At 64.2% G+C, this 24,384-nt stretch carries 26 protein-coding genes and 1 pseudogene; 17 read left to right on the top strand and 10 right to left on the bottom strand.

What is annotated here, in order from left to right:
* Nucleotide 1: 1 nt before the first annotated feature.
* Nucleotides 2-853, bottom strand: a complete 852-nt coding sequence (thiD, locus tag AC56PL_RS27180) for a bifunctional hydroxymethylpyrimidine kinase/phosphomethylpyrimidine kinase (protein WP_497155763.1) — start codon at nt 851-853, stop codon at nt 2-4.
* Nucleotides 850-2,511 carry a phosphomethylpyrimidine synthase ThiC gene (gene thiC / locus AC56PL_RS27175; protein WP_495517002.1) on the bottom strand — a complete coding sequence of 554 codons (1,662 nt, stop codon included), beginning with the start codon at nt 2,509-2,511 and terminating at the stop codon, nt 850-852. The genes thiD and thiC overlap by 4 nt, the downstream gene beginning before the upstream one ends.
* 276 nt (nt 2,512-2,787) lie before the next feature.
* Between thiC and AC56PL_RS27170 the strand changes: the two genes are divergently transcribed.
* A complete protein-coding gene (locus AC56PL_RS27170) occupies nt 2,788-3,225 on the top strand; it encodes a MarR family transcriptional regulator (protein WP_495517003.1) in 438 nt (145 codons plus the stop codon).
* A gap of 19 nt (nt 3,226-3,244) precedes the next feature.
* On the opposite strand, the gene AC56PL_RS27165 is transcribed toward AC56PL_RS27170, so the two are convergent.
* Nucleotides 3,245-4,048, bottom strand: coding sequence for an exodeoxyribonuclease III (locus AC56PL_RS27165; protein WP_497155762.1), 804 nt, complete (start codon nt 4,046-4,048; stop codon nt 3,245-3,247).
* 116 nt (nt 4,049-4,164) lie between these two features.
* Here AC56PL_RS27165 and AC56PL_RS27160 point away from each other — a divergent pair, with 116 nt between their 5' ends.
* The 7 genes and pseudogenes from AC56PL_RS27160 (at nt 4,165) to AC56PL_RS27130 (ending at nt 11,530) form a co-directional block, all read left to right on the top strand.
* A complete protein-coding gene (locus tag AC56PL_RS27160) occupies nt 4,165-4,299 on the top strand; it encodes a hypothetical protein (RefSeq protein ID WP_495517005.1) in 135 nt (44 codons plus the stop codon).
* Nucleotide 4,300: 1 nt separating this feature from the next.
* Nucleotides 4,301-5,473 (top strand): N(5)-(carboxyethyl)ornithine synthase, encoded by a 1,173-nt coding sequence (locus AC56PL_RS27155; RefSeq protein WP_495517006.1) that lies wholly within the window; start codon nt 4,301-4,303, stop codon nt 5,471-5,473.
* A gap of 68 nt (nt 5,474-5,541) precedes the next feature.
* Nucleotides 5,542-6,950, top strand: a pseudogene (gene eat / locus AC56PL_RS27150) (ethanolamine permease).
* A gap of 3 nt (nt 6,951-6,953) precedes the next feature.
* Nucleotides 6,954-8,378, top strand: a complete 1,425-nt coding sequence (locus tag AC56PL_RS27145; RefSeq protein ID WP_497155761.1) for an ethanolamine ammonia-lyase subunit EutB — start codon at nt 6,954-6,956, stop codon at nt 8,376-8,378.
* A complete protein-coding gene (gene eutC, locus AC56PL_RS27140; RefSeq protein ID WP_497155760.1) occupies nt 8,375-9,103 on the top strand; it encodes an ethanolamine ammonia-lyase subunit EutC in 729 nt (242 codons plus the stop codon). Before AC56PL_RS27145 ends, eutC begins: the two co-directional genes overlap by 4 nt.
* Nucleotides 9,104-9,136: 33 nt before the next feature.
* The gene (locus AC56PL_RS27135) at nt 9,137-10,378 is read left to right on the top strand and encodes a wax ester/triacylglycerol synthase domain-containing protein (protein ID WP_497155759.1); all 1,242 of its coding nucleotides are present in this window, start codon (nt 9,137-9,139) and stop codon (nt 10,376-10,378) included.
* Between the two features lie 177 nt (nt 10,379-10,555).
* Entirely contained in the window at nt 10,556-11,530 is a 975-nt protein-coding gene (locus AC56PL_RS27130; RefSeq protein ID WP_497155758.1) for an alpha/beta hydrolase, read from the top strand.
* Nucleotides 11,531-11,630: 100 nt separating this feature from the next.
* Here the strand turns inward: AC56PL_RS27130 and abmR are convergent, their stop codons facing one another.
* Nucleotides 11,631-12,215, bottom strand: a complete 585-nt coding sequence (abmR, locus tag AC56PL_RS27125; RefSeq protein ID WP_495517012.1) for an ATP-binding transcription factor AbmR — start codon at nt 12,213-12,215, stop codon at nt 11,631-11,633.
* 113 nt (nt 12,216-12,328) lie between these two features.
* Between abmR and AC56PL_RS27120 the strand changes: the two genes are divergently transcribed.
* Entirely contained in the window at nt 12,329-12,757 is a 429-nt protein-coding gene (locus tag AC56PL_RS27120; RefSeq protein WP_497155757.1) for a protein-tyrosine phosphatase family protein, read from the top strand.
* A 5-nt stretch (nt 12,758-12,762) separates the two neighbouring features.
* Here AC56PL_RS27120 and AC56PL_RS27115 read toward each other — a convergent pair whose 3' ends face one another.
* Together AC56PL_RS27115 and AC56PL_RS27110 are read right to left on the bottom strand one after the other, a co-directional pair.
* The gene (locus AC56PL_RS27115) at nt 12,763-12,894 is read right to left on the bottom strand and encodes a hypothetical protein (protein WP_497155756.1); all 132 of its coding nucleotides are present in this window, start codon (nt 12,892-12,894) and stop codon (nt 12,763-12,765) included.
* Between the two features lie 5 nt (nt 12,895-12,899).
* The gene (locus AC56PL_RS27110) at nt 12,900-13,382 is read right to left on the bottom strand and encodes a TetR/AcrR family transcriptional regulator (protein WP_497155755.1); all 483 of its coding nucleotides are present in this window, start codon (nt 13,380-13,382) and stop codon (nt 12,900-12,902) included.
* A gap of 148 nt (nt 13,383-13,530) precedes the next feature.
* Here AC56PL_RS27110 and AC56PL_RS27105 point away from each other — a divergent pair, with 148 nt between their 5' ends.
* From AC56PL_RS27105 to AC56PL_RS27090, 4 genes are read left to right on the top strand one after another with little or no spacing between them, the layout of a single operon-like run.
* On the top strand, nt 13,531-15,885 hold the full coding sequence (locus AC56PL_RS27105; protein WP_497155754.1) for a xanthine dehydrogenase family protein molybdopterin-binding subunit: 2,355 nt from the start codon (nt 13,531-13,533) through the stop codon (nt 15,883-15,885).
* Nucleotides 15,882-16,757, top strand: coding sequence for an FAD binding domain-containing protein (locus tag AC56PL_RS27100; RefSeq protein WP_497155753.1), 876 nt, complete (start codon nt 15,882-15,884; stop codon nt 16,755-16,757). Before AC56PL_RS27105 ends, AC56PL_RS27100 begins: the two co-directional genes overlap by 4 nt.
* Nucleotides 16,750-17,241, top strand: coding sequence for a 2Fe-2S iron-sulfur cluster-binding protein (locus AC56PL_RS27095; RefSeq protein WP_495517017.1), 492 nt, complete (start codon nt 16,750-16,752; stop codon nt 17,239-17,241). Before AC56PL_RS27100 ends, AC56PL_RS27095 begins: the two co-directional genes overlap by 8 nt.
* On the top strand, nt 17,238-17,921 hold the full coding sequence (locus tag AC56PL_RS27090; protein ID WP_497155752.1) for an SRPBCC family protein: 684 nt from the start codon (nt 17,238-17,240) through the stop codon (nt 17,919-17,921). Before AC56PL_RS27095 ends, AC56PL_RS27090 begins: the two co-directional genes overlap by 4 nt.
* Before the next feature lie 13 nt (nt 17,922-17,934).
* Here AC56PL_RS27090 and AC56PL_RS27085 read toward each other — a convergent pair whose 3' ends face one another.
* Nucleotides 17,935-18,897: an N-acetylglutamate synthase, CG3035 family gene (locus AC56PL_RS27085; protein ID WP_497155751.1), complete on the bottom strand. Its 963-nt coding sequence runs from the start codon at nt 18,895-18,897 to the stop codon at nt 17,935-17,937.
* Nucleotides 18,898-19,515: a peptide deformylase gene (locus tag AC56PL_RS27080; protein WP_495517020.1), complete on the bottom strand. Its 618-nt coding sequence runs from the start codon at nt 19,513-19,515 to the stop codon at nt 18,898-18,900.
* A 153-nt stretch (nt 19,516-19,668) separates the two neighbouring features.
* Here AC56PL_RS27080 and napA point away from each other — a divergent pair, with 153 nt between their 5' ends.
* The 4 genes from napA to AC56PL_RS27060 all read left to right on the top strand — a co-directional run bounded on the left by napA (nt 19,669) and on the right by AC56PL_RS27060 (nt 22,644).
* Nucleotides 19,669-20,019, top strand: a complete 351-nt coding sequence (gene napA / locus AC56PL_RS27075) for a nucleoid-associated protein NapA (RefSeq protein ID WP_495517021.1) — start codon at nt 19,669-19,671, stop codon at nt 20,017-20,019.
* A gap of 101 nt (nt 20,020-20,120) precedes the next feature.
* Nucleotides 20,121-20,693, top strand: coding sequence for a LytR C-terminal domain-containing protein (locus AC56PL_RS27070; protein ID WP_495517022.1), 573 nt, complete (start codon nt 20,121-20,123; stop codon nt 20,691-20,693).
* A 129-nt stretch (nt 20,694-20,822) separates the two neighbouring features.
* Nucleotides 20,823-21,506 (top strand): superoxide dismutase[Cu-Zn], encoded by a 684-nt coding sequence (gene sodC / locus AC56PL_RS27065; RefSeq protein ID WP_497155750.1) that lies wholly within the window; start codon nt 20,823-20,825, stop codon nt 21,504-21,506.
* Between the two features lies 1 nt (nt 21,507).
* Complete coding sequence (locus AC56PL_RS27060) at nt 21,508-22,644, top strand: glutamate--cysteine ligase (RefSeq protein WP_495517656.1); 1,137 nt, start codon at nt 21,508-21,510, stop codon at nt 22,642-22,644.
* On the opposite strand, the gene AC56PL_RS27055 is transcribed toward AC56PL_RS27060, so the two are convergent.
* Both AC56PL_RS27055 and mnhG read right to left on the bottom strand, forming a co-directional pair.
* Nucleotides 22,634-24,034, bottom strand: a complete 1,401-nt coding sequence (locus tag AC56PL_RS27055; protein ID WP_497155749.1) for an ABC1 kinase family protein — start codon at nt 24,032-24,034, stop codon at nt 22,634-22,636. The two genes, AC56PL_RS27060 and AC56PL_RS27055, sit on opposite strands and share 11 nt — an antisense overlap.
* Nucleotides 24,035-24,050: 16 nt before the next feature.
* The gene (mnhG, locus tag AC56PL_RS27050; protein WP_495517025.1) at nt 24,051-24,383 is read right to left on the bottom strand and encodes a monovalent cation/H(+) antiporter subunit G; all 333 of its coding nucleotides are present in this window, start codon (nt 24,381-24,383) and stop codon (nt 24,051-24,053) included.
* Nucleotide 24,384 lies beyond the last annotated feature (1 nt).

Genomic DNA, 24,384 nt, shown 5'->3' with positions numbered 1-24,384 from the left:
CTCACTTCTCGAGGCGCCACAGAGGATTCACCGGTCCGTGGCCTGCCCCCAGCGGGTAGGCCGCGGACAGTGAACGGGTCACCCAGGCCTTGGCGAAACGGATGGCATCGGGCACCGAATAGCCGTGGGCCAGTGCACATGTGATGGCCGCGGCCAGCGTGTCACCGGCTCCGTGGTCGTGGGTGGTGTCGATGCGTTTGGCGGTCAGTTCGATGAAGTCAGATCCGTCGAACAGCAGGTCCGGACTGTTCGGATCAGACCGCAGGTGGCCACCCTTGACCAGCGCCCACTGCGCGCCGAGTGCGTGCAATTCCCGGGCGGCAGCTTCCTGACTGGCCCGATCTGTCACCTCGATCCCGGTGATCAACTTGACCTCGTCGAGGTTCGGCGTGATCACGGTGGCAATCGGAATGAGCTTGCTGCGTAACGAATCCATCGCCTCATCGGCCAGCAGTTGATCGCCGTGCATGGACGCACACACCGGGTCGACAACGAGTGGGATGGACCGGCCGCGTCCGATGTCGAGGTCGCCTGCGACGTCGACGATCGCATTGATGATGTCGCCGGAGGCGAGCATGCCGGTCTTCGCGGCGCTGATCCCGATGTCGGTGACAACCGAGTGGATCTGGGCGGCCACCACCTCGGGGGGTATCGGATGAAATCCGCTGACCCCCAGACTGTTCTGAACGGTGACCGCCGCCACCGCGGTGGCGGCGTGTACGCCCAGCAACGCCATGGTGCGCAGGTCGGCGTTGATGCCCGCGCCGCCACCGGAATCCGTCCCGGCGATGGTCATGACGCGGACCGGGCTCTGGCCCGGTCCGGCGAGGGGGAGCAGTGGTGTCTCAATCATGGCGTCGCAACCGAATCCACCTCGGTCAGCGGCAGATACACGGCGCTTCCCTTGTCGCGGAACTCCTGGGACTTGGCCGCCATGTCGGCCGCCAACTTGCGGTCGATGTCGTCCTGGGTCACCAGGTTGTGTTTCTGCGCGTATTCACGGACATCGGCGGAAATGCGCATCGAACAGAACTTGGGGCCGCACATCGAGCAGAAATGAGCGGTCTTGGCGGGCTCGGCAGGCATCGTCTCATCGTGATACTCCACGGCTGTGTCGGGATCGAGCGAGAGGTTGAACTGGTCGTTCCAGCGAAACTCGAAGCGCGCCTTCGACAGTGCGTTGTCCCGTTCCTGCGCCCGGGGATGTTCTTTGGCGAGGTCGGCAGCATGCGCGGCGATCTTGTAGGTGATCACCCCGACCTTCACGTCATCCCGGTTGGGTAGGCCCAGATGCTCTTTGGGTGTCACATAACAGAGCATCGCGGTGCCGGCCTGGGCGATCATCGCGGCGCCGATGGCAGAGGTGATGTGGTCGTATGCCGGTGCGATGTCGGTGGCAAGGGGGCCCAGGGTGTAGAAGGGGGCTTCTTCGCAGAGCTCCTCTTCGAGCCGGACGTTCTCCACGATCTTGTGCATCGGGACGTGGCCCGGACCTTCGATCATCACCTGCACACCAAAGGATTTGGCGATCTTGGTCAGCTCGCCGAGGGTGCGCAACTCGGCGAACTGTGCGGCATCGTTCGCGTCGGCGATCGAGCCCGGACGAAGGCCGTCGCCGAGTGAGAAGGTGATGTCGTATTGCGCAAAGATGCGGCAGAGTTCGTCGAAGTGTGTGTAGAGGAACGATTCCTCGTGGTGGGCCAGGCACCACGCGGCCATGATCGAGCCACCGCGCGAGACGATGCCGGTGACCCGGTTCGCGGCCAGGGGTACATACCGCAGCAGGACGCCCGCGTGCACCGTCATGTAGTCCACACCCTGCTCGGCCTGCTCGATCACGGTGTCGCGGTACATCTCCCAGGTCAGTTTCGTGGGATCACCGTTCACCTTCTCCAGGGCCTGGTAGATGGGTACGGTACCCACCGGCACCGGTGAATTGCGCATGATCCATTCGCGGGTGGCGTGAATGTCCTTGCCGGTGGACAGGTCCATGATGGTGTCGGCTCCCCAGCGGGTTGCCCACACCATCTTCTCGACCTCCTCGGCGATGGACGACGTGACCGCGGAGTTCCCGATATTGGCGTTGACCTTCACGGTGAACGCTTTACCGATGATCATCGGCTCCGATTCCGGATGCCGGTGATTGGCCGGGATGACGGCACGACCGGCGGCCACCTCGGCGCGGACGAGTTCGGCGGGGAGTTGTTCCCGTGCCGCCACATACCGCACCTCATCGGTGATCAAACCTGCTCTGGCCCAAGCGAGTTGGGTGCTCGCGCCGTTGACGGGTGCGGGGCGTTGCCAGCTGTCGCGGGTCTTGGGGAGGCCGATTTCGAGGTCGAATTGTGGGTCGGTCTCGGTGTAGGGGCCGGAGGTGTCGTACAGGTCGTGATGCTCACCGTTGGACAGGTGCACGCGCCGACCCGGAACGCGCAGATGGTCGATCTGTTGATAGGTCTTCGAGCTGCCACGAATGGGTCCGGTCGTGACGGAATGGACGGCTGTCGCCATGGTATTTCTCCCTACGCCGGCATTATCCGGTCAGGTTCATACGGTCGACGGCCGCCTGCCGTCCTCTCAGCCCTCGGATCGAAGAGCCCCCGTGCTTGTGAAGTTGTTCTCGGCGTAGCTTACGTCACCGTTCGGAGTTTTGGTGGGCAGGATCCCCGCGGGTGGTCGATTTCGAGGAATTTGATCGCGTACCGAGCCACGAGCATTGCGCCCTATTTGGTGCACTTGTCGAATAGCCCGGTAGGTCTGAATTCTTCGCACGTAAACTACCTGTTTATGACAGCGCCCAACAACGCCGCCGCCTCGGTTTCGCGTGACCTCGCGAGGATTGCCAGGGCGCTGCGCGCGGGAGCGAACAAGAGTGCACTGCCGTTGAGTTCGTTGTCGGCGCTGTGGGTACTGCTCGACACCGGGGTGCCGATTCGACTGTCGACGCTGGCCGAACGCGAGAATCTCACGGTGCCGACGATGTCGCGGATCGTCACCGGTCTCGAAAAAGACGGTCTGGTGGTGCGCACCGCAGATCCAGCGGACGGTCGGGCGAGCCTGCTGGCGCCGAGTGAGACCGGAATCGAACTGGGCAACGGCAACCGGTCTCGACGGGTTCAGGCGCTGGAGAAGGCTCTGGCCGGGCTGGACGAGACCGAACGGGATGTCCTGGCACGGTCCCTGCACAAGATCGCCGAGGAGTTGGCCGAACGTCCCGAGAAGTGAGTGCCCCGAGAAGGAGGGCTCAGTCGCCGAGTTCGATGATCACCGGAGCATGATCGCTGGCGCCCTTGCCTTTTCGTTCTTCACGATCGATCTCGGCATGGGTGACCCGGGCTGCCAGCGCCGGTGAACACAGACTGAAATCAATGCGCATTCCCTGCCGCTTGGGGAATCGCAGTTGGGTGTAATCCCAATAGGTGTAGACGCCGGGTCCGGGTGTATGGGGCCGCACCACATCCGTGTATCCGGTCTTGATCATCGCCTCGAACGCATTGCGTTCGGGTTCGGAGGTGTGGGTCTTGCCTTCAAAGAGCGCCGGATCCCACACGTCGTCGTCGGTGGGTGCCACATTCCAGTCTCCGGTCAGCGCGATCTGTGCCTGCGGGTCGTCGGCCAGCCATTTGTCGGCGTTGTCACGTAGCGCGGCCAGCCATTCGAGCTTGTACGCGTAGTGCGGATCGGTGAGGGTGCGACCGTTGGGTACATACAGGCTCCATACCCGCACACCGCCGCAGGTGGCGCCGAGCGCCCTGGCCTCCAGGACCGGAGCCACTTCAGGGTCCTTGGTGAATCCGGGCTGGTTGTCGAACTGGCGCGCGACGTCCTCGAGGCCGACGCGCGAGGCGATCGCCACACCGTTCCACTGGCTGAAGCCGAAGGTCGCGACCTCGTACCCGGCGGCCTCGAAACCCATCGCCGGGAACTGCTCGTCCTTGCACTTGGTCTCCTGCATGGCCAGGACATCGATGTTCGACCGTTCCAGCCAGCTGACAACCCGCTCGCTGCGGGCTCGAATGGAGTTGACGTTCCAGGTCGCGATACGCATGGCTCGAGTTTTCCACACCCCGCCGGACCCAGGTCTCGCGCCCGGTGGTCGCCATGTCCGTAGGCGTAGTGTCAGCCCATCGGGACCTATCAGGTTCTCAATCAAGGGATCGCCACATGGCCGACAAGTCGCCTCGTCAAGGTTTGACCAAGAAATCCGGCAAGTCCCTCAAAGAAAAGCGCGCCATCAAAAAAGGCAAGGCCGACGCCTCGCCGGGCGAGACCGTCTTCACCGGCAACAAGAAGCGCTGAGGTGCCGACTCTTTCAATCGGCATACTTGCTCACTCGGGCAAAGAGAACGAACGTCGGCTCCCCATCCATCCACGGCATTTTGTGGACCTGGATGAGGACCTGCGCCCATACATCCAGCTCGAACACGGATACGGCGAGCATTTCGGTGTCACGGACGCCGATCTGCTGCCGCATGTCGGACGTATCGCGTCCCGCGCGGAATTGATCGCCGACTGCGACGTCATCCTGCTGCCCAAGGTGCAGGCTGCTGATCTCTTGGAAATGCGCGTCGGACAAACGATCTGGGGCTGGCCGCACTGCGTGCAGGACACCGCCCTGACCCAGATCGCCATCGACCGGCGATTGACGCTCATCGCATTCGAGGCGATGAACCATTGGGGAGCCGACGGTCGCTTTGCCCTCCACGTGTTCCACAAGAACAATGAACTGGCCGGCTACTGCTCGGTGCTGCATGCGCTGGAACTGGCAGGCAAAACCGGCGACTACGGCCGTCGGCTCAAGGCCACCGTCATCGGTTTCGGAGCCACCGCTCGCGGTGCGGTGACCGCACTCAACGCGCACGGCATCGGAGAGGTGCACGTGTTGACCAACCGTGACGTCGCGGCGGTCGGTTCACCGATCCACGGAACCCAGATCGTGCAGCTCGAGTACGGCGACGGCGGTGATCCGGCCAGTATGTCGGCGCAGACGCCGGATGGCATGGTGTCGGTGGCGGAGTTCCTCTCAGGTAGCGACATCATCGTCAACTGTGTCCTGCAGAACACCGACATGCCGCTGACCTTTCTCGACGAATCCGACCTGGACGCGTTCGAGGCGGGCAGCATCATCATCGATGTCTCCTGCGACGAAGGCATGGGTTTCAGCTGGGCCCGCCCGACCACGTTCATCGAGCCGTCGTTCACCGTCGGCAACAATGTCCTCTACTACGCGGTCGACCACAGCCCTTCCTACTTGTGGGACTCGGCGACCTGGGAGATCAGTTCCGCGTTGCTCCCGCATCTGGGTGTGATCATGGATGGTCCGGCGGCCTGGGACGGCGCACCTGTCATCTCGCGGGCGATCGAGATCCGCGAAGGTGTGATCTCGAATCCGTCGATCCTGTCGTTCCAGGGCCGCGAAGAGGCGTACCCCCACGTGTTCCGGTCGGATCGCGCCATCGCCGCCGTCGGGTGATCACCGGACGAAACAAGGTCGCAAGCTGGCGCTAACCTCGTCGCTGCAAAGGCTCGATACCGTTCGGCATGAGCCATGCAACCGAGATCTCGGAGTCCTCCGAATATCTTCAAAAGCGTCAACTGCGTAAGGGCACAGCCGGGTGGGTTCTCCTCGCCGGGCTTGGTGTCAGCTATGTGATCTCCGGCGATTACGCCGGATGGAATGCCGGTCTGCTCGAAGGCGGATTCGGTGGTCTTCTCATCGCGTCGGTGATCATTGCCGCGATGTATTTCGCCATGGTGCTCGGGATGGCAGAGATGTCCTCGGCGCTGCCTGCCGCCGGTGGTGGTTACACCTTTGCCCGGCGAGCGTTGGGGCCGTGGGGTGGTTTTGCCACCGGCACGGCGATCCTGATCGAGTACGCGATCGCCCCGGCGGCCATCGCCACGTTCATCGGTGGGTACGTCGAATCGTTGGATCTGCTCGGGATCTCTGACGGTTGGTGGGTCTACCTCGCTGTGTACGTGGTTTTCATCGGCATCCATCTAGTCGGTGCGGGTGAGGCACTCAAGGCGATGTTTGTCATCACCGCGATCGCACTGGTCGGGCTGGTCATCTTCGGCATCGCCGCCATCGGGAGCTTCGACACGGGGTTGCTCACGGACATTGCCGCCGATCCGGATGCAGCCGGTTCGTCAGTTTCCTGCCCTTCGGCTATTTGGGCATCTGGTCCGCGATTCCGTTTGCGATCTGGTTCTTCCTGGCCATCGAAGGCGTGCCGCTGGCCGCAGAGGAAGCCGAGAACCCCGAGAAGAACGTGCCACGCGGCATCATCGCCGCCATGGGCGTCCTGCTCCTGACCGGTGCACTGGTGCTGTTCATGGCCACCGGCGCGCTCGGCGCGCAGGGTGTCGGGGAATCGGCGAACCCACTGGTCGACGCGATCGACGGCAGTGCGGCAACGGTCGTCAACTACATCGGGCTGGCCGGGCTGGTCGCGAGCTTCTTCTCGATCATGTATGCCTACTCGCGGCAGCTGTTCGCCCTGTCGCGGGCCGGTTATCTGCCGACGGCGCTGTCGGTCACCAACAGCCGGAAGGCGCCGACCTGGGCGCTGATCATCCCGGGCATCATCGGATTCGCGCTCACCTTCACCGGTGAGGGCGCAATCCTGTTGAACATGGCCGTCTTCGGAGCCGCGCTCAGCTACGTGCTGATGATGATCAGTCACATCGTGCTCCGGGTCCGCGAGCCCGACATGCCGCGTCCATACAAGACCCCGGGTGGGGTCTACACCACCGGTTTCGCCCTGGTGATCGCCATCGCCTCGGTGATCGCCACCTTCCTTGTCGACACCACGGCCGCGCTCTGGTGCCTGGGCGCGTTTGTTGTCTTCATGGCCTACTTTGGTTTGTACAGCCGCAAACACCTGGTGGCGAACTCGCCTGACGAAGAGTTCGCGTTGCTCGCAGCGGCAGACGAGGAAACGGAATAAGGCGTGACGCTCTATCGACATACGCTCGCCGGCACCACCTACATCTTCGACGGGTTGGTGGAGCTGCTGGCGAAAGCGACGCCGGCTCGCAGCGGGGACGAGTTGGCCGGGTGTGCCGCCGAGTCGGATACCGAACGGGCGGCCGCGCAGTGGGCACTGGCCGATGTGCCGTTGACGGTGTTCTTGTCCGAGGACGTGGTTCCGTACGAGACCGATGAGGTCACCCGCCTGATCATGGATAGCCATGATGCGCAGGCATTTTCGGCCGTTGGATCGCTCACGGTCGGGGAGTTCCGGGACTGGTTGCTGGACGTGGCGGCCGGACCTGCGGCCCTCGCCGCTGCGACGTTCACGTCGGTGTCTCGAGGGGTGACACCGGAAATGGTGGCGGCGGTGAGCAAGCTGATGCGCAATCAGGATCTGATCGCGGTGTCGCGTGCGATCTCGGTGGTGTCGGCGTTCCGGACCACCATCGGTCTACCGGGAACGCTGGCCACCCGACTACAGCCGAACCATCCCACCGACGATCCGACGGGGATTGCCGCGGCAACCCTCGACGGATTATTGCTCGGCTGTGGGGATGCGGTGATCGGGATCAATCCGGCCACCGATTCACCGCACGCGACATCAGAGTTGCTGCATCTACTCGACGACATCCGGCAGCGGTACGAGATTCCGGTGCAATCGTGTGTGCTCTCGCATGTCACCACCACGATCGGATTGATCGAGGCCGGAGCGCCGGTGGATCTGGTGTTCCAGTCGATAGCCGGAACCGAAGGTGCCAACAAGGGTTTCGGTGTCGACCTCGCGGTGCTGCGCGAGGGGAACGAGGCAGGGAAATCGTTGCAGCGCGGGACCGTCGGCAACAATGTCATGTACCTGGAGACCGGGCAGGGGTCGGCGTTGTCGGCTGGCGCTCACATCGGGACCGGTGGAAAGCCCGTTGATCAACAGACATTGGAGACGCGCTCGTATGCTGTTGCGCGCGAACTCGATCCGCTGCTGATCAACACGGTGGTCGGGTTCATCGGCCCCGAATACCTGTACGACGGCAAGCAGATCCTGCGGGCCGGTCTCGAAGACCACTTCTGTGGGAAGTTGCTGGGTCTGCCGATGGGGGTGGATGTCTGTTACACCAACCATGCCGAGGCCGATCAGGACGACATGGACAACCTGCTGACGCTGCTCGGGGTTGCCGGTGTGCCCTTTGTCATCACCGTGCCCGGCGCCGACGACGTGATGCTCGGTTACCAGAGCCTGTCGTTCCATGACGCGTTGTACGCCCGCCGCACACTGGGTTTGGCGCCCGCGCCCGAGTTCGCCGCCTGGCTCGACCGGGTGGGCATGCTCGGTCCCGACGGCCGGGTGCTCGATCTGGCGCCCGAAGCGTCGCCGCTGCGTTCTCTCGCCGGTCCGGTGACCCGATGAGTGAACTGTGGGACGCGCTGCGTCTACGCACGGCAGCGCGAATCGGGCTGGGGCGCACCGGGGATTCGCTTCCCACGACACGGGTGCTCGAGTTCGCCGCTGCTCACGCGGCGGCCAGGGATGCGGTCCACCAACCTCTCGACGTCGATGCGCTGGTGACCGAGGTCGCGGCGGTCGGTCTGGGAGATCCGCTGGTGGTGACAAGCCGGGCCGCCAATCGTGGTGAGTACCTGCGACGGCCGGATCTGGGTCGGACGCCGGCAGACCTGGATTCGGTGGATGAAGTCGGTGCCGATATCGGCGTTGTGCTGGCCGACGGGTTGTCTCCGATTGCGCTCGCCGAACACGGTGCGGGCCTGCTCTCGGCTTTGAAAGAGGTTTTGGCGCCGCGTTATTCGCTCGCCACTCCGGTGATCGCCACCCAGGCCCGGGTGGCGTTGGGTGATCACATCGGGGCGGCCCAAAAGGTGGGAACACTGATCGTCATCATCGGTGAGCGGCCGGGACTGTCGGTCGCCGACAGCGTCGGGATCTACCTGACACATCTACCGACCCCGGGGCGGGCCGATTCGATGCGCAACTGCATCAGCAATATCCACCCGCCGGGGGGCCTGGGCTACGCCGACGCCGCCCGAGTGTGCGCTGCACTGGTGGAAGGTGCCCGCACACTGGGACGCAGCGGCTTTGAACTCAAGGACAACAGCCGCGCGCTGAACGCTGACTGAGGTTCGGATGAGGTTCAACGCAGGGGGGTGTCGATGAGCGGGGCAATTCCGGATGTCCCGATCGCTGCGGTCGATGTCGCGACGCTCGGCATCAGCGCCGGTGGTCAGCCATACGTTGTGACGCTGGCCGGAGTGCTCGGCAGCGGCGGGTTCGTCGACCACAACGGTCGCCCCGATATCGGTCGTCTCCGCCGCGCGCTCGGCCCTCGGATCGAGGCGGAGGCCGACCTGCACCAGCGTCCCGATCGTCGGGACGGGCGATGGTGGTGGACGTATGCGCAGGCCGATCTGGCGGTGCATATCACCGTCGAAGAGGCGCGCTCCAGTGAGGATTTCGAAGATGTATGCGGCCGTCTGGTGATGACACCATTGCGCGTGAATCACCCGCCCTGGCACATCGCGCTCGTCCCGGCCGCGCGATCCGGTCGCTGCGGATTGGTGGTGCGGCTACACCACGCGCTGGTCGATGGCGCTCGTGCGAGTGCATTGATGGAGCGCCTTTTCCGGGAGGATTCGGTGGAACCCGATGTCCGGCCGGTGAGAGTCGTTGAGCGCGAGCTGGGTTCCGCAACGTCGTCCGGGTCGAGGATGGCCTTTCGGATGCGTTCGATCATGCGGTCGCGCATCAGGTCTCGGACACTGCTCGGTCCCGTGAGTGCAGGCCGGGCAGTGTCGTCAGCCAGTGTTGATCTCGCGGCGCTCGCGGCGGCGGCCCAACGTAGCGGCGCAACTGTCAACGACGCCTACCTGATCGCGGTGGGGCAGGGTCTTGCCGCCGTGCTCGAGCATGCGGGAGAACCGATTCCGGGGTCCCTCGCGATTTCGGTTCCGGTGCGAATCGCCGCGCACGGCGCCGCTCACAATGCCGTCGGTGTGATGATCGTCGATGTGCCACTTGTCGATCCGTTGTCGGCACTTGCGGTGGTCGCGCAGCGGACCGCGGCGTCGAAGACTCTGGCGAGGGCCTCCGGGACCGTCATCCGGTCGGCTCTGCTGGCGCGCGGGTTCAATGTGTTGGCTCAGCACCAGCGCATGATCGCCACCGTTGCGTCCAATGTGCGGGGTCCGAGCCGCCCACTGGCTCTCGATGGGGCACCACTTGTCGAGCTGTGGCCGTTGGGCCCACTCGCCGGCAACGTGCGCATCGGATTCACCGCGGCGTCCTACGCGGGCCGGCTGTGGATCGGCATCGAAACCGACTCCGAGCACATACCCGGCGTGGCGGAGGTTGCGGCGGTGGTCGAAGCGACATTGACCGCTTTCGCCGCAACTTAGAGGTCGGGTTTTCGCCACCTGCGAAGCGGATTTCGCGTCGATCAGGCTGCCCGATCCCCGGTGCACTGCTCTCCGCAGTTTCGTCTTTCGACTGCAGTGAGCGATCCCTCGCGTTACATTTGTTGGACTTTTGACGACATGGTTATCACATGGCCTGCAAGCCGAGGGAGACCGTCGATGAAAATTGTTGCAGCCAAGCGCTCGGGAGCACGAACCAGATCACGTTTGTTAGCTGCGTTCATCAGTGCGGTAATGCTGATCATCGGCGGTGTGACCATCGGTTCCGGCGTCGCGAGCGCAGCACCTTCCCGTCAGACGATGTGGATCGATGCCTGCGGCATGCCCGGCCAGATCAAAGTGAACTACTGGGCGCAGCCGGGAAATTACAAGACGGTGGTACTCCTCGACGGATTGCGGGCGACCAACGATGTCAGCGGGTGGGAGCACAACACCCGGGTCCAGGACATGGCCGATTCCGGCGTCAACGTGGTCCAGCCCGTTGGCGGGCTGGCCAGCTGGTATGCCGATTGGGACGCCCCCAGCAACTTCAACAACCAACAGTTCCGGTACCAGTGGAACTGCGTGATCAGCTGGAGTTTGGTCCGGGCAATGGACGGGCAGGGACTTCGGGGACCCAGTGGCAGATACGCCATCGCCGGGATTTCGATGGGCGGCGGCCCCGCGCTGGTGATCGCCGCGAACAACCGACACAACTTCTCGCACGCTTTCTCCATGTCCGGCGTCCTGGCATTGTCGATCCCCGGCACCCGCAGTGCGGTGCGGTTGATGCTCATCGATGCGGGCATCGAAGCCGGCGTTGGTCCGTTCAACTCGGACAGCATGTTCGGCCCGCCATGGAGCCCGCGCTGGGCAGACAACGACCCGCTCATCCAGGTGCCGAAGATGCACGGGCTCAACGTGCGGGTTGCCGCGTCCACCGGACTGTGGGGCCAGTACAACACCGATCCCATCAACTCCCTCAAGGGTTCGCCCCTCGAGGTGCTGGCCCTTTCGCAAACCCGCGCATTTGAGGTTCAGGCGGCGATCAATCGGCTGCCCATCACCACCGATTACCCGATCACCGGCACACACGACTGGGGGTACTGGTCGGAGATGCTGTGGCGAGCGAAGAACTCCGGCTGGTTCCGCTAGTACGGCTCACCTGCGAAATTCGCGCCACCTACCGCTGTTCGCGCCAGTTGCAACCGGCGCGTGTGCAGGGACGTGGCGCGAATTTCCGGGGACTGGCGCTCTACAGGCCTGGGCCTTCGGCGCGAAGGCTGTCCACCTCATCCATCGCGGATCGTAGTTTGCCCAGCCATTCGTCGGTGTGGGCCCCGACGAGTTTGACCGACCACGCCAGTGCGTCGGCACGTGATCGTGCGACCCCGGCGTCGACCAGGGTGTCGAGGACCTGTCGTTCCGGCTGACGCAGGCGCGTCATCACGGGAACGGCGATGTGGGTGAACAAGATCCGCTCGTCGCCGACCTTGACGCCCCATGAAACTTTTCTTGCATATCGGGCCTGGGCCTCGTCGGCGATGGACATCCGTTCGCCGCGGGTGTCCTCACGGAAGCGTGATGCGCGTCCTTGCGCCGCAGCGGTCGCGGTGTTTTCGGTGCCGCTGTCGTCGGTGCCGGTGTCCGGGGGTGTCAGGGTGCCGATGACGGTGATCTCGTCGCGGTCGACGGTCACCTCGACCGGTCCGTCGAACCAGTCGTCGGGCAGTCGTCCGGTGAACCATGCACCGGCATCGCCTGCGTCCGGGAGTTGCGCCTGTTGCCAGCCACCGCGACGTCCACCGGGCCCTCTGGATCCTGGATGTGTGCCTTTCATGATGCCTCCTTGGTAGGTGATTACATGATTACACCGTTACAGGGATTCGTCACACGGGTTCGCTGTGGGCGGATACCGGAGTTCGGGGAGAGTCGTCGGTTTACCCTTGCGCTATGGCTCTCACCTGGGGCGACTCGATTGACGGGGTGCTCGAACTGCCCTCTGGCAGGCGGGTGCGAGGACGAGGATTACGCGACCCGATGCCATCCGGTCCGCAACCCGACTACGGGCTGTACCTGCTCGGTCACCAGCCGCCGACTGTGGCGTGGCCACATCGATGGCTGCGGTGGCGGGATTTCTGGCTACCGTCCGATCGGGCGGCAGCTGCCGCCGCACTTCGGGAGGTGTGGGAGCGCGCCGAAACCGAACGGGTGGAGGTGGCCTGCCTCGGAGGTCGCGGACGGACCGGTACGGCGCTGGCCGCTCTGGCCGTGATCGACGGTGTACCCGCAGCGCAGGCTGTCGACTACGTCCGGGCAAACTATCGCGAGGGCGCCGTCGAAATGCCTTGGCAGCGACGGTATGTTGCCCGCTTCAGATAGGTCGACTATTCGGAGCCGTGCTCGATCCGGGGTGGCCGTAGTTCGAGCTGTCGCACCAGATCGTCCAGCACTCGCTGCGTCTGATCGTGCCCACCGGTGATACCCAGTTCGTTCTCCATGACCAGGGTGCGGGTCACGCAGGTCAGCGCAACCGACACCGCGACCGGGGGAGGTCGCGCGGATCGATGCCACGCGCGCCCATCAGCATCGCGAACGCGGCCGTCTCGATCTCGCGGAAACGCAGTCCGTATGCCGCGATCTCAGAACGGATCGCCTTTCGGTGATTCGACAGCGCCATGAACTCCATCTGGAGCGCTGTGCCCTTCGGATCGCTGTGCAGTTGGAGGATGGCGTCCATGGGCCGCTCATCGAGCAGTGCCCTCTTGAGGCGTTCCAGGTTGGCCTCGGCGCCGTCCCGGAAAACGGCCAGATACAGATCGTCCATGGTCGGGAAGTAGTAGTGCACCAGGGGCGGCCTGATCCCGGCGCGCGCGGCGACCCGTCGTGAGGTGGCCGCGGCGTAGCCCTCCTCGAGCATGATCTGAGCGGTCGCCCGCACCAGCGCGTCGCGGGTTTCGGACTCTCCGGCGGCGTCGACCCTACGGCGTCGTACACCCTCGGTCACGCCAAAAGACCTGGTGTTTTGCGGGACTGCGAAGGAAAGCAAAACCTTGACCGACTTCTCCGAAAACTGCTATACATACCGCAATCCTACAAAGCTGAGCGAGTGCACAAAAGTATGTCGATCATGCGCAATGTGAACGGACAGAGGGGTGCCGGTGAGCACAACTGAAATTTCAACCGCCCGGTACGTCGGGGCCCGGGTGCCACGGGTCGAGGACGCCCGGCTCGTGGCCGGCGCGGGGTGCTACGTCGACGACATCACCCGGCCGGGCATGCTGCACATCGCGTTTGTGCGCAGCACCGTCGCGCGCGGCCGGATCCTGGGTATCGACACCTCGGAGGCGCTGGCGATCGATGGGGTCAAGGCCATTTACCTTGCCGCCGATATCAATCCCGGCATCCACGAACTCCGCTACTCCCTCGACGGGATGGTCGGCGGATCGTCGCAGTGGCCCGCACTGGCCGACGGTGAGGTCCGATTTGTCGGCGACCCGATCGCCATGGTGATCGCCACCAGTCGCTACATCGCCGAAGACGCCGTCGACATGGTGATCGTCGACTACGACGTACAGGCACCGGTGGTCGACTACCGGACCGCGCAGGATTCCACCGAATTGGTCCACGAGGCGTTCGCGCGGAATCTGGCGATCGAACTCCCCGGACGTCCGGCATCGGAGATGGATCCGATCTTCGACGCTGCCGCGCACGTCGTCCGCCGAACCGTGTACCAGCAGGCCCACTCGCCCATGCCGATGGAAACGCGCGGCATCATCGCCGAATGGTCTTCGCCCAGTGGCGAGATGACGATCTGGATCTCCACCCAATCGCCGCACGAAGCCCGCGGATTTGCTTCCCGGATACTCGGTGTCCCCGAGCATCGGGTCCGGGTGGTGTCCCGCGACACCGGAGGCGGATTCGGCCAGAAGGTCGTGCCGCAGCGCGAAGAGATCTGCGTGATGATCGCCGCGAAGAAGATCGGTGTTCCGGTCAAGTGGATCGAGGACCGGCAGGAGCACCTGATGTCGGCGGGTATGGCGCGCCAGGATCACGGTGATGCCCGGATGGCCTTCGACTCCGACGGCAAGATCGTCGCCGCCGAACTCGATCATGTACAGAACATCGGGGCCTACCCGATTCCGTCGCCGCTGACCGGTGCGGGAGCGGTGGGAATGTTGTTCCCCGGCCCGTACCGGGTTCCGGACGCAACGTTCAGCCTGAAGTTGGTGTACACCAACACTGTTGGGCGCGTCGCGTACCGCGGCCCATGGCAGTACGAGTCGATGGCCAGGGAAGTGTTGCTCGACGCCGCCGCCCGTCAGATGGACATCGACCCCATCGAGTTGCGCCGCCGCAACCTGCTCCGCGCCGACGAGATGCCGGTGAGCAACGCGTTGGGGATGCCGTATTCGGATGCGACCCCGCTCGAGACCTTTGAGAAAGCGATCGAGGCGCTCGACTACCCGGCCTTCCGTCGTGAGCAGGAGACTGCGCGGGCCGAGGGGCGCTATCTGGGTGTTGGTACCTGTACCTACATCGAACCCACCTCGGCCTCCACGCCGTTCATGGCAACCGAGGGTGCCACGATCCGGGTCAATCCGTCTGGGACCGTTGATGTTTTCGTGAACGGTGGTTCGGCGGGCAACAGCGTCGAGACGACTGTCGTGCAGTTGACCGCGGACGCACTCGGTGTGGCGATCGAAGACGTCCACACCATCCAGGGCGACACCGCCCTGACCCCATTCGGTGCCGGAACCCAGGGCAGCCGTACGGGTTCGATGACGGCCGGTGCGGTGGCCGTGACCGCGACCGGTCTACGGGAGAAGATCCTGGCGATCGCCGCCCACAAGTTGGGTGCCGATGTCGCCGACGTCGACTTCATCCGCGGTCATGCCTCGGTACGAGGTGGGGACGGACCGGGTGTTTCTCTCGCCGAGATCGCCGATATCGCGTACTACCAACCCGATTCGCTCCCGCCGGGTGTATCTCCGGGCCTCGAGTCCAGTGGCCGGTACAAGGCGCAGGCTCCGATGATCTGGGCCAATGCCACCCACGTGTGCACCTGTGAGGTCGACATCGAGACCGGTGAAGTCACCCTTCTGAGGTTCATCGTCGGTGAGGACATCGGCCCGATGATCAATCCGAACGTGGTGGAGGGGCAGATCCGGGGCGGAACGGTGCAGGGCATCGGCGGCGCACTCTACGAGCACCTGGCCTACGACGATTCCGGAAACCCGGTGACCACAACATTCATGGACTACCTGATGCCCACCGCAACCGAAGTTCCCGACAACATCGAGATAGTGCACGTCGAGACGATGGGCCCCGGTCCGGGCGGGTTCAAGGGCGTGGGCGAGGGTGGGGCGATCGGGTCGGCACCGGCTGTGGTCAACGCCGTTGCCGATGCACTGGCACCGTTCGGTGTCGAGGTCAGTGAGTTACCACTGAGCCCGGCGAGGATCGTCGCAATGGTGGATGCGGCCCGCGCGGGATCGGTGATCCGATGAAGCCCGCAGCGTTCGACTACCACCGGCCGGCCACCGCGCAGGAAGCGGTCAGCCTGCTCGCCGAACTCGGCGATGAGGCCAAATTCATTGCGGGCGGCCAGAGCCTGATGCCGATGCTGGCGCTGCGCCTCGCGGCATTCGAGCATCTGATCGACATCAGCCGGTTGTCCGGGCTCGAAGGCATCGAGGTGCGCGGTGAATCCGTCTGGATCGGTGCCGGCACCAGGCAGAGTGCCATCGGCCGATCGGAGACCGTGGCGGCATCGGTGCCGTTGCTGGCGCGGGCGACCCCGCTGATCGGGCACTTTCAGATTCGGAATCGCGGAACCATCGGCGGCTCGATCGCTCACGCCGATGCCGCAGCCGAGTATCCGGCGGTGGCCATCACCCTCGACGCGCAGATCGAATTGCTGTCGCCTCGTGGTGCGAGGACGGTGCCGGCTGCGGAGTTCTTCACCGGTATGTGGAGCACCGACATGGCCGAAGACGAATTGCTGACCGGCATCACTTTCCCGGTATGGGAAGGCAGGTGCGGGTTCGCTGTTGATGAGTTCGCCCGCCGCCAGGGTGATTTCGCGATAGCGGGAGCAACCGTGGCGGTACGGATCGACGACAATTCGCGGATCGACAGATGCGCCATAGGTCTGTTCGGTCTCGGTCCCGCGGTCACCCGCGCCACCGCGGCGGAACAGGCGCTGATCGGCGTTTTCGTCGACGAGATCGACACCAAAGAAATCGGGGAACTCGGAGTGTCGGGACTCACCTCGGTTCCGGCGGATCTGCATGGTTCCACCGAGTATCGAACCCGGGTCGGGGCAACACGAGTCAACCGTGCGCTCGATCGCGCGCTTTTGGAGGCGAAGAATGGCTGATGTAGAGATCAAGGTCTGGGTGAACGGCGCGCTGTATCACGCATCGATTGAACCCCGGCTCACGCTGGCCGATTTCCTGCGGGTCGACTGTGGTTTGACCGGAACGCATCTCGGCTGTGAACACGGCGTGTGTGGCGCCTGTACCGTGCTCGTCGACGGGGAGGCGGTGCGTGCCTGCCTGCTCTTCGCGGTCCAGGTGGACGGCGCCGAGATCACGACGATCGAGGGTATGGCGTCCTCTGACGGTGAACTCTCCACAGTGCAGTGCGCGTTCCGTGACCACCACGGTCTCCAATGTGGTTTCTGCACACCGGGTTTTGTGGTGTCCGCGACCGCATTCCTGCGGGAGACGCCCGATCCGAGCGATACCGAGATCAGGGAAGCGCTCTCCGGTAACATCTGCCGGTGCACGGGTTACCAGGGAATCGTGGAAGCCGTTCGTGCGGCGGCCGATTCGATCAACGGAAGTGAAAGGCCCGCATGAAGCTCGAGAACCAGTTCAGCATCGCCGTTCCGGTCGAGGAGGCGTGGCAGGTGTTGCTCGACATCGAACGAGTTGCCCCATGCGTTCCCGGAGCAACGCTCACCTCGAACGAGGGCGACCAGTTCAAGGGCAAGGTCAAGGTGAAACTGGGTCCGATCGCGTTGAGCTACGCGGGCACCATCAAGTTTCGCTCCCGCGACGAAGCGGCCAAGATCGCCGTCCTCGAAGGTAGCGGACGTGAAGCCCGAGGCAACGGCACCGCCAGCGCGGTGGTGACCTGCCGCCTCGTCGAAGCCGGTCCCACCTCAACCGATGTCTTCGTCGAGACCGAACTCGACATCACCGGGAAACCCGCACAGTTCGGGCGGGGTGCGATGGCCGAGGTGGCGGGCAAACTGATCGGACAATTCTCCGAGAACCTTGCGGCAGAGATCGAGGGCGACCAGGCCGCCGTGCCAGTCGACGAGACACCAGCTGCCGAGACCGCTGAAACACGGACCTCGGTTGTCGCGCCTGCGGTCGACAAGCCGGTGGCGCCGAGGAAGCCCGCCGAGCCGATCGACCTGATCGAGGCGGCGGGATTCGGCGGCGTCGTCACGCGGACCGCCGTGTCGGTGGCGATTTCTCTGGTCGTGACCGCGCTGGTTGTCCTGTTCGTCCGCCGCCGCCGCGCCGAGTAGGCCCCGCTCGACGCTAGCGGTACTCGACGTAGCCGTAAGAGTGGTGCAGACCAAAGCCCAAGCGGCGGTACCACTCCCGGGCGAGCTGGTTGGTGGTTTCGACCTGCAGGTAGGTGGAGGTCGCGCCACCGGCGGCGCCCCAGGTCTCGATCGCGGCCATGATCGAGCGTCCGTAGCCATGACCTCGGTGTTCGGGGTCGCTGTGGAGTGCTGAAACACCCAGCCATACTTCGCCTTTGAGGCCGGTGGTGACCGCGCCGCGACCGATGGCAACCACATCGCCGACACAATCGCGTACCTCGGCAAAGCCGAGACGTCCGTCCTGCGATGCGGAGACAACAGCCCGTGCCGTGGACAGGTCGGAGATCGTCCGCCCTGCGGCATGGTTCGCCAGCCACTTGTCGGTCGGTTGATCGGTGATCGTCACGAGGTGATCGGCCCGAGTTGTCGCCGTTGTGCCGATCGGCGCGGTCAGTACGTCCACCGGGCTCGTGTAGTCGTCTTCGGAGACGTGGGACCGAGGGATCAGCCGGGACACCACGGAAAGCATCAACGGCAGATCCCGCGCGGCGTACCACTGGCCCAACCGCTGCAGGGTCTGCGAGTCGAGGCGGGCGCCCATCTCCAGCGGCACCGCGGAGTTGGCCCGCCGGGTGAATCCACCACCCGCCCGGGCGAACCAGCCGTCGATCATCTCCGACTCCAGCCCGGGCCAGGCCCGGGTGGCCGCGACCTCCAAGGACCGGATCTCCGAGTTCCGCACCGGCTTGTCGGAGAGCACTTTCACCGCGACGACCAGTTCGGCCGGGATGTGCAGCGATTCGACCCCGCGCCGGACCCGGAGTTCCGGTTTCGTGGATTCGAGGATGCCGGTGACGTCGCTCAGGGTCGCGGTCTCGTCGGCGCGCCAGTCGGCGGGCGCGCCGGGTCCTTTCCGGAAGCGCACCACAACGCGGTCGCCTGCAGCCGGGGTCACCTAGTCGTCGTCATCTTCGTCGTCGTGGCCGAACGGATCGGACTCCGAGCCCGGCAGCCAGGACAGACCGGGCACACCCCATCCACTGCGTTTGATGGTCTTTTTGGCGGCCCGGGCGTTCCGTCCGACCAGAACGTCGGTGTAGAGGAAGCCGTCGAGGTGTCCGACTTCGTGCTGAAGCATCCGGGCGAAGAAGCCTTTGCCCTCTATCTCTACGGAATCGCCATTTCGGTCGACGCCGGTCACCTTTGCCCAGTCGGCGCGGCCGGTGGGGAACTGCAATCCCGGGACCGACAGGCAGCCCTCGTCGTTGTCGTCCGGGTCGGGCATGGTCTCGGGAATCTCTGACGTCTCGAGGACGGGGTTGATCACTTCGCCGCGACGCCGCGGCCCTGTCCGGCCATCACCCTCGGGGCAGTCATAGACGAAGAAACGCCGACCCACGCCGACCTGATTTGCGGCGAGTCCAACACCGTTGGCCGCGTCCATGGTTTCGTACATGTCGTCGAGCAATGCCACCACGTCAGCGGGTGGTTTGCCCTCGGCGTCGAGGGTGACGATCTCAGTGGGTTTGTGCAGCACCGGATCACCGACGATGCAGATCGGAAGAATTGCCATGAGGGTCAGATTACTCGGCATGCCATCGCGCGAAATCCACTGGCGGCGTGGTTAGATGTACCACGAACCACACTGATGTAATTCGCGCCATAACTATCGTCAAGTTGATGTGTGGCGACGGGGTGGAGTAGGACCGATTCTCAAGGGAGCGAGATGGACGGCGCAACCGCGCGAGACCAGAAGAATTCCGGACTTGCGGACAACATCAGCCAGCACCATGCAGAGTTGGGGCCCGGCGAGGTTGGAGCCGATGGACTGACTCGGCGCGAGCATGAGGTTTTGGCTTTCGAACGTCAATGGTGGAAGTACGCCGGCGCCAAAGAAGAGGCCATCAAAGAGTTGTTCGGCTTGTCCGCAACCCGCTATTACCAGGTGCTCAATGCACTCGTCGACCGTCCTGAGGCGCTGGCTGCCGACCCGATGTTGGTCAAGCGACTGCGTCGTCTGCGGGCCAGTCGGCAGAAGGCCCGTGCGGCCCGCCGCCTCGGTTTCGACGTCACCTGATGGCTCGGCTTTGCCGTTCCTGATGGCTGGTTCTGCCGTTTCGATGACTTGTCGGACCCGCCGCGTGCGGACGGCCGGGGAAGTTTCGTAAGGTTGACCCAATGACCAAGCCCGACCAATCCGACCCGCCGGAATCTCCGACGCGTCGGGAAAACCCTCACCTGCCACTACGCGCCGGGGCAATGCTGCTGCTGTCCGTTGCCGTGGTGTTCATCGGACTCGGTTGGCATTCCGCTGCCACGGGCGACTCCGACCCCGAAGCCGGCCTCCAAGCTGCGCAGAGTCGGCAGTCGACTTCGGCTGCGCCCTCATCGGCTGCGCCGCAGGCCCCGGCGACGGAGTCCATGCCAACGGCCACGACCACACCGCGGCCATCGACCTCCATCTCGGCTGACCCCACCCGTCCGGAGGTCTGCATCTTCAATGCGGGCACGGTCAGCGGCCTGGGCCAGACGTACACCAAAAAGGTCGAAGACCTGGGCTGGGAGACCGCGGAACCGACGAATCTGCAGTCGGCGAGCATCACCGAGAACACCATTTTCTACACCGCCCGGCAGCGCGCTGCCGCCGAGCAACTCGCCGAAGATCTAGGGGGCGACGTCTCCGTTGATCCGCGGCCGTCGGCGTTCAGCCAGTGTCCGGGTGGGTTGCCACTCATCGTCGTGACCCGGTGATGATCCCGACCGGAACGGAAAGACGAAGCCGGAGGCGGAGCTCGGCATCAACACGGATATGATTTTTCTGACCTACTACCGACGGTAGAACCGGTGGATTCGTACCCCAACCCCAAAGGGAGCTCAATCATGGCGCAGCGCTCGCTCAAGAACCTCAGCACTGTGTGGCGGGCCGCCGCGCTGGTTGTACCGGCAGCAATGGCTGTGCTTTTTGTGGCCGGTTGCAGCGCGGATGAGAACCCGACCAAGGAAAAGGGGACGACGCCGAGCGTCGTGACGGGTGATCCGGCACCGATCGACGTCGGCGCGATCGGTGATCCGAGTGAAGGTGGCGAGGCCACCGCGGAACTGCGCACACCCGATGGCCAGTCGGCAGGCACGGCCAGCTTCGACACGAACGAAGAGGGTTCGGTTGTCGTCACCGTGAAGGCGGAGAACCTCGCACCCGGTTTCCACGGCATGCACGTCCACGCGGTTGGCAAGTGCGAGCCCGGCTCGACCTCTCCGACCGGTGGCGCCGCCGGAGACTTCCTCTCCGCAGGCGGACACCTGCAGGTCGATGGCAACACCTCGCATCCGGCCAGCGGTGACCTCGTATCGATTTACATCAACGACGAGGGCACCGGCGAAACCGTCACCGTCACCGACACCTTCGACATCGAGCAGATCCTGCAGACCGCGATCGTGATCCACGAGAAGCCGGACAACTTCGGCAACATTCCGACCAAGTACGCACCGGCGCCTGACGAGGAAACGCTGATGACAGGTGACGCCGGCAAGCGGATCGCCTGCGGCGTCATCGAAGAGGCCTGAGATAAACAACTCTCGGTCGATCGACTTCAACGCTTCGCCGAGGCCCACGCTCGGCGTGGAATGGGAGTTCGCACTCGTCGACAAGCAGACGAGGGATCTGTCGAACTCCGCGGCGCGACTGTTCGAAGAGGTGAGCCGACTCGACAACCCGAGTTCCGGTGACCGTATCCACAAAGAGTTGCTGCGCAACACCGTTGAACTCGTCACCGGAATCTGCGACAACACCGGGGAGGCGATAGCCGACCTCTCCGAGTCGATGGCGGTGGTCCGCCGGATCGCCGACGATATCGGCGTCGACCTGTACGGCGCCGGTACGCACCCGTTCGCGCAGTGGTCGACACAACAGCTGACGCCCTCACCCCGGTACGCCGAGATGATCGAACGCACCCAGTGGTGGGGTCGTCAGATGCTCATCTGGGGTGTGCACGTGCACGTCGGGATCAACCACCGCGACAAGGTCTTACCGATCGTGTCGTCGTTGCTGAACCAGTACCCGCACCTGCTTGCGTTGTCGGCGTCATCGCCGATGTGGTCGGGCCAGGACACCGGATATGCCAGTAACCGCGCGATGATGTTCCAGCAACTTCCCACCGCGGGCCTGCCGTTCCAATTCCAGAAGTGGTCCGAGTTCGAGCATTTTGTCGGCGATCAGATGACAACCGGAATCATTGAGCACCTCAATGAGATCCGCTGGGACATCCGGCCGTCACCGGTGTTGGGGACGGTGGAGATCCGGGTCTGCGACGGAGTGTCCACCGTGGCCGAACTCGCCGGACTGGTGGCGCTCATCCACTGTCTGGTCGTCGATCTCGATCATCGGCTCGACGCCGGTGAAACGCTGCCGGTGATGGCCCCCTGGCTGGTGCAGGAAAACAAGTGGCGGGCCGCACGTTACGGACTCGACGCCATCATCATCACCGACGCACAGTGCAACGAGCGTCTTGTCACCGACGACCTCGACGACATATTGACCCGGTTGGCCCCGATTGCGGTCGAACTCGACTGCGTTGCCGAATTGGCCTCGGTGGCAGACATACCGCGCCGGGGTGGCTCCTATCAGCGGCAGCGGAAGATCCACGCGGAGACCGGTGACATGGTTTCGGTCGTGGACGCGGTGGTCGGCGAACTCAGTCGCTGAAGGTGCGCTTTCGCCACCACTGATCGATTTGTCCCAGTTCGGTTTCCGGCTCGGCGCCGGTGAGCCACTCTGATTCGATCCGGAACCAGTTGGCGCTCGCGCCGAGTTGGCCGAGCATGGCGCAGGTGTAGAACTCGACTCGCCGGGCCATCAGATGCTCCTCCGGGAATCGCTGTCTACGTGCGGGTTCGGCGTACTCATGGGCGGGATGGACGGCCGCAACCATGGCGCTGTTGGCGATCTCGGGTGTGATGGTCAGGCTCACGTCGTCCATATGCCACCACGTGGAGTCCTGGACGTAGGCGAGGACGTCGGCGTCGGTGATGTTGTCCTCATCGATCAGTATGTCGCCGCGTCGCAGTATCCGGGCGACCTGTGCGGAGTCGCCGGCGCGGGCGGCGATCAGAGCTGCTCGCTCCAGTTGCAAGGCGTGTTTGGACATCGTCTTGCTGGATCCGAAGTCGAGGAAGGCGACCCGGCCGTCGTCGGCGAGCATGATGTTGCCCGGGTGTGGGTCGCCGCAGAACGTGGCGTCGGTGTGAATGCTGCCGCAGTAGAACCGGTAGATCACTTCCCCGACCTGGTCGCGGGTCTCCGAATCGAGTTTCGCCACCTCGTCAAAGGTGATGCCACTGACAAGCTCCGTGGTCAGGACCTTTGAACTGCACAGACTTTCGATCACATCCGGGATCTGGATGAACGGGTGTCCTTGATAGCGCACCGCAAGCCTGCGCTGGTTGTCGGCCTCGGCCGCGTAGTCGAGCTCGGCGACGATGTTGCCGGTGATCTCACGAACGAACGAGTGCGGATCCGCCGTGGGCAAAAGGCCTTTGTACAGGCGCAGCGCAATGGCGAGATTCTTCAGATCGGCCCGCACCACCCGGTCGATCCCGGGGTACTGCACCTTGATGGCGACGTCGCGGCCATCGGTGAGCCGCGCCCGGTACACCTGTCCGATGGAGGCGGCGGCGATCGGGACGGGAGCGATCTCTGCGATCGCAGACATCCGGTCACCGAGTTCGGCACGGACCACGGCGAGCATGGTTTCGTTCGACACCCGGGGAGCGTTGTCGCGGAGTATCGCGAGTTTCTGGTTGAACGCGGGTCGTGCCGAGTGCGGCACCATGTTCAGGTCGAGCAGTGAGAGGAACTGTCCGACCTTCATCGCAGCGCCTTTCATGGACCCGAGGACGGTGATCAGCTCATCGGCAGCGGCGAGGGCATCACGCTCTGCGCGTCGGCGGCGTTCGTCGGGGGAACCGCCCAGGGTGGCCGCGCGCGAACGGACTCTCCGGATCGCGGTGTGTGCAGCCACTTTTCCGAGCTCGCCACCGCGCCGCAGTGCCGAGGCTGATGGCGCGGGTGTGGAGGGGGCCGGTTCGGGATCCATCAGTTCGGCAACGCCATCAGTCGGTGCGATGCGTTTCGATCTCGTCCTCGCGGATGAGGTCGTCGCGCATCCGTTGCTCCTGGTACGCCAGTTTGCCGACCCGGTGTGCGATGACCGGCGCGGTGACCAGGGCAAACATCGCCGATAGCACCAGCATGCCGAAATCGACGGTGTCCCAGAGGCGGATCATGGCGGCGATCAGGACCAGGAGCAGTCCGAGTGTCTGAGGTTTGGTGGCCGCGTGCATGCGGGTCAGCGTGTCAGGGAAGCGCAGGATTCCGATGGAGGCCGTGAATGCCATCAATGATCCGCTCAGGACCAGGATGGAGACGATGATGTCGGAGATCATG

This window comes from Williamsia sp. Y721, assembly GCF_059683565.1.
This window is presented reverse-complemented; position numbering and strand designations above follow the sequence as displayed.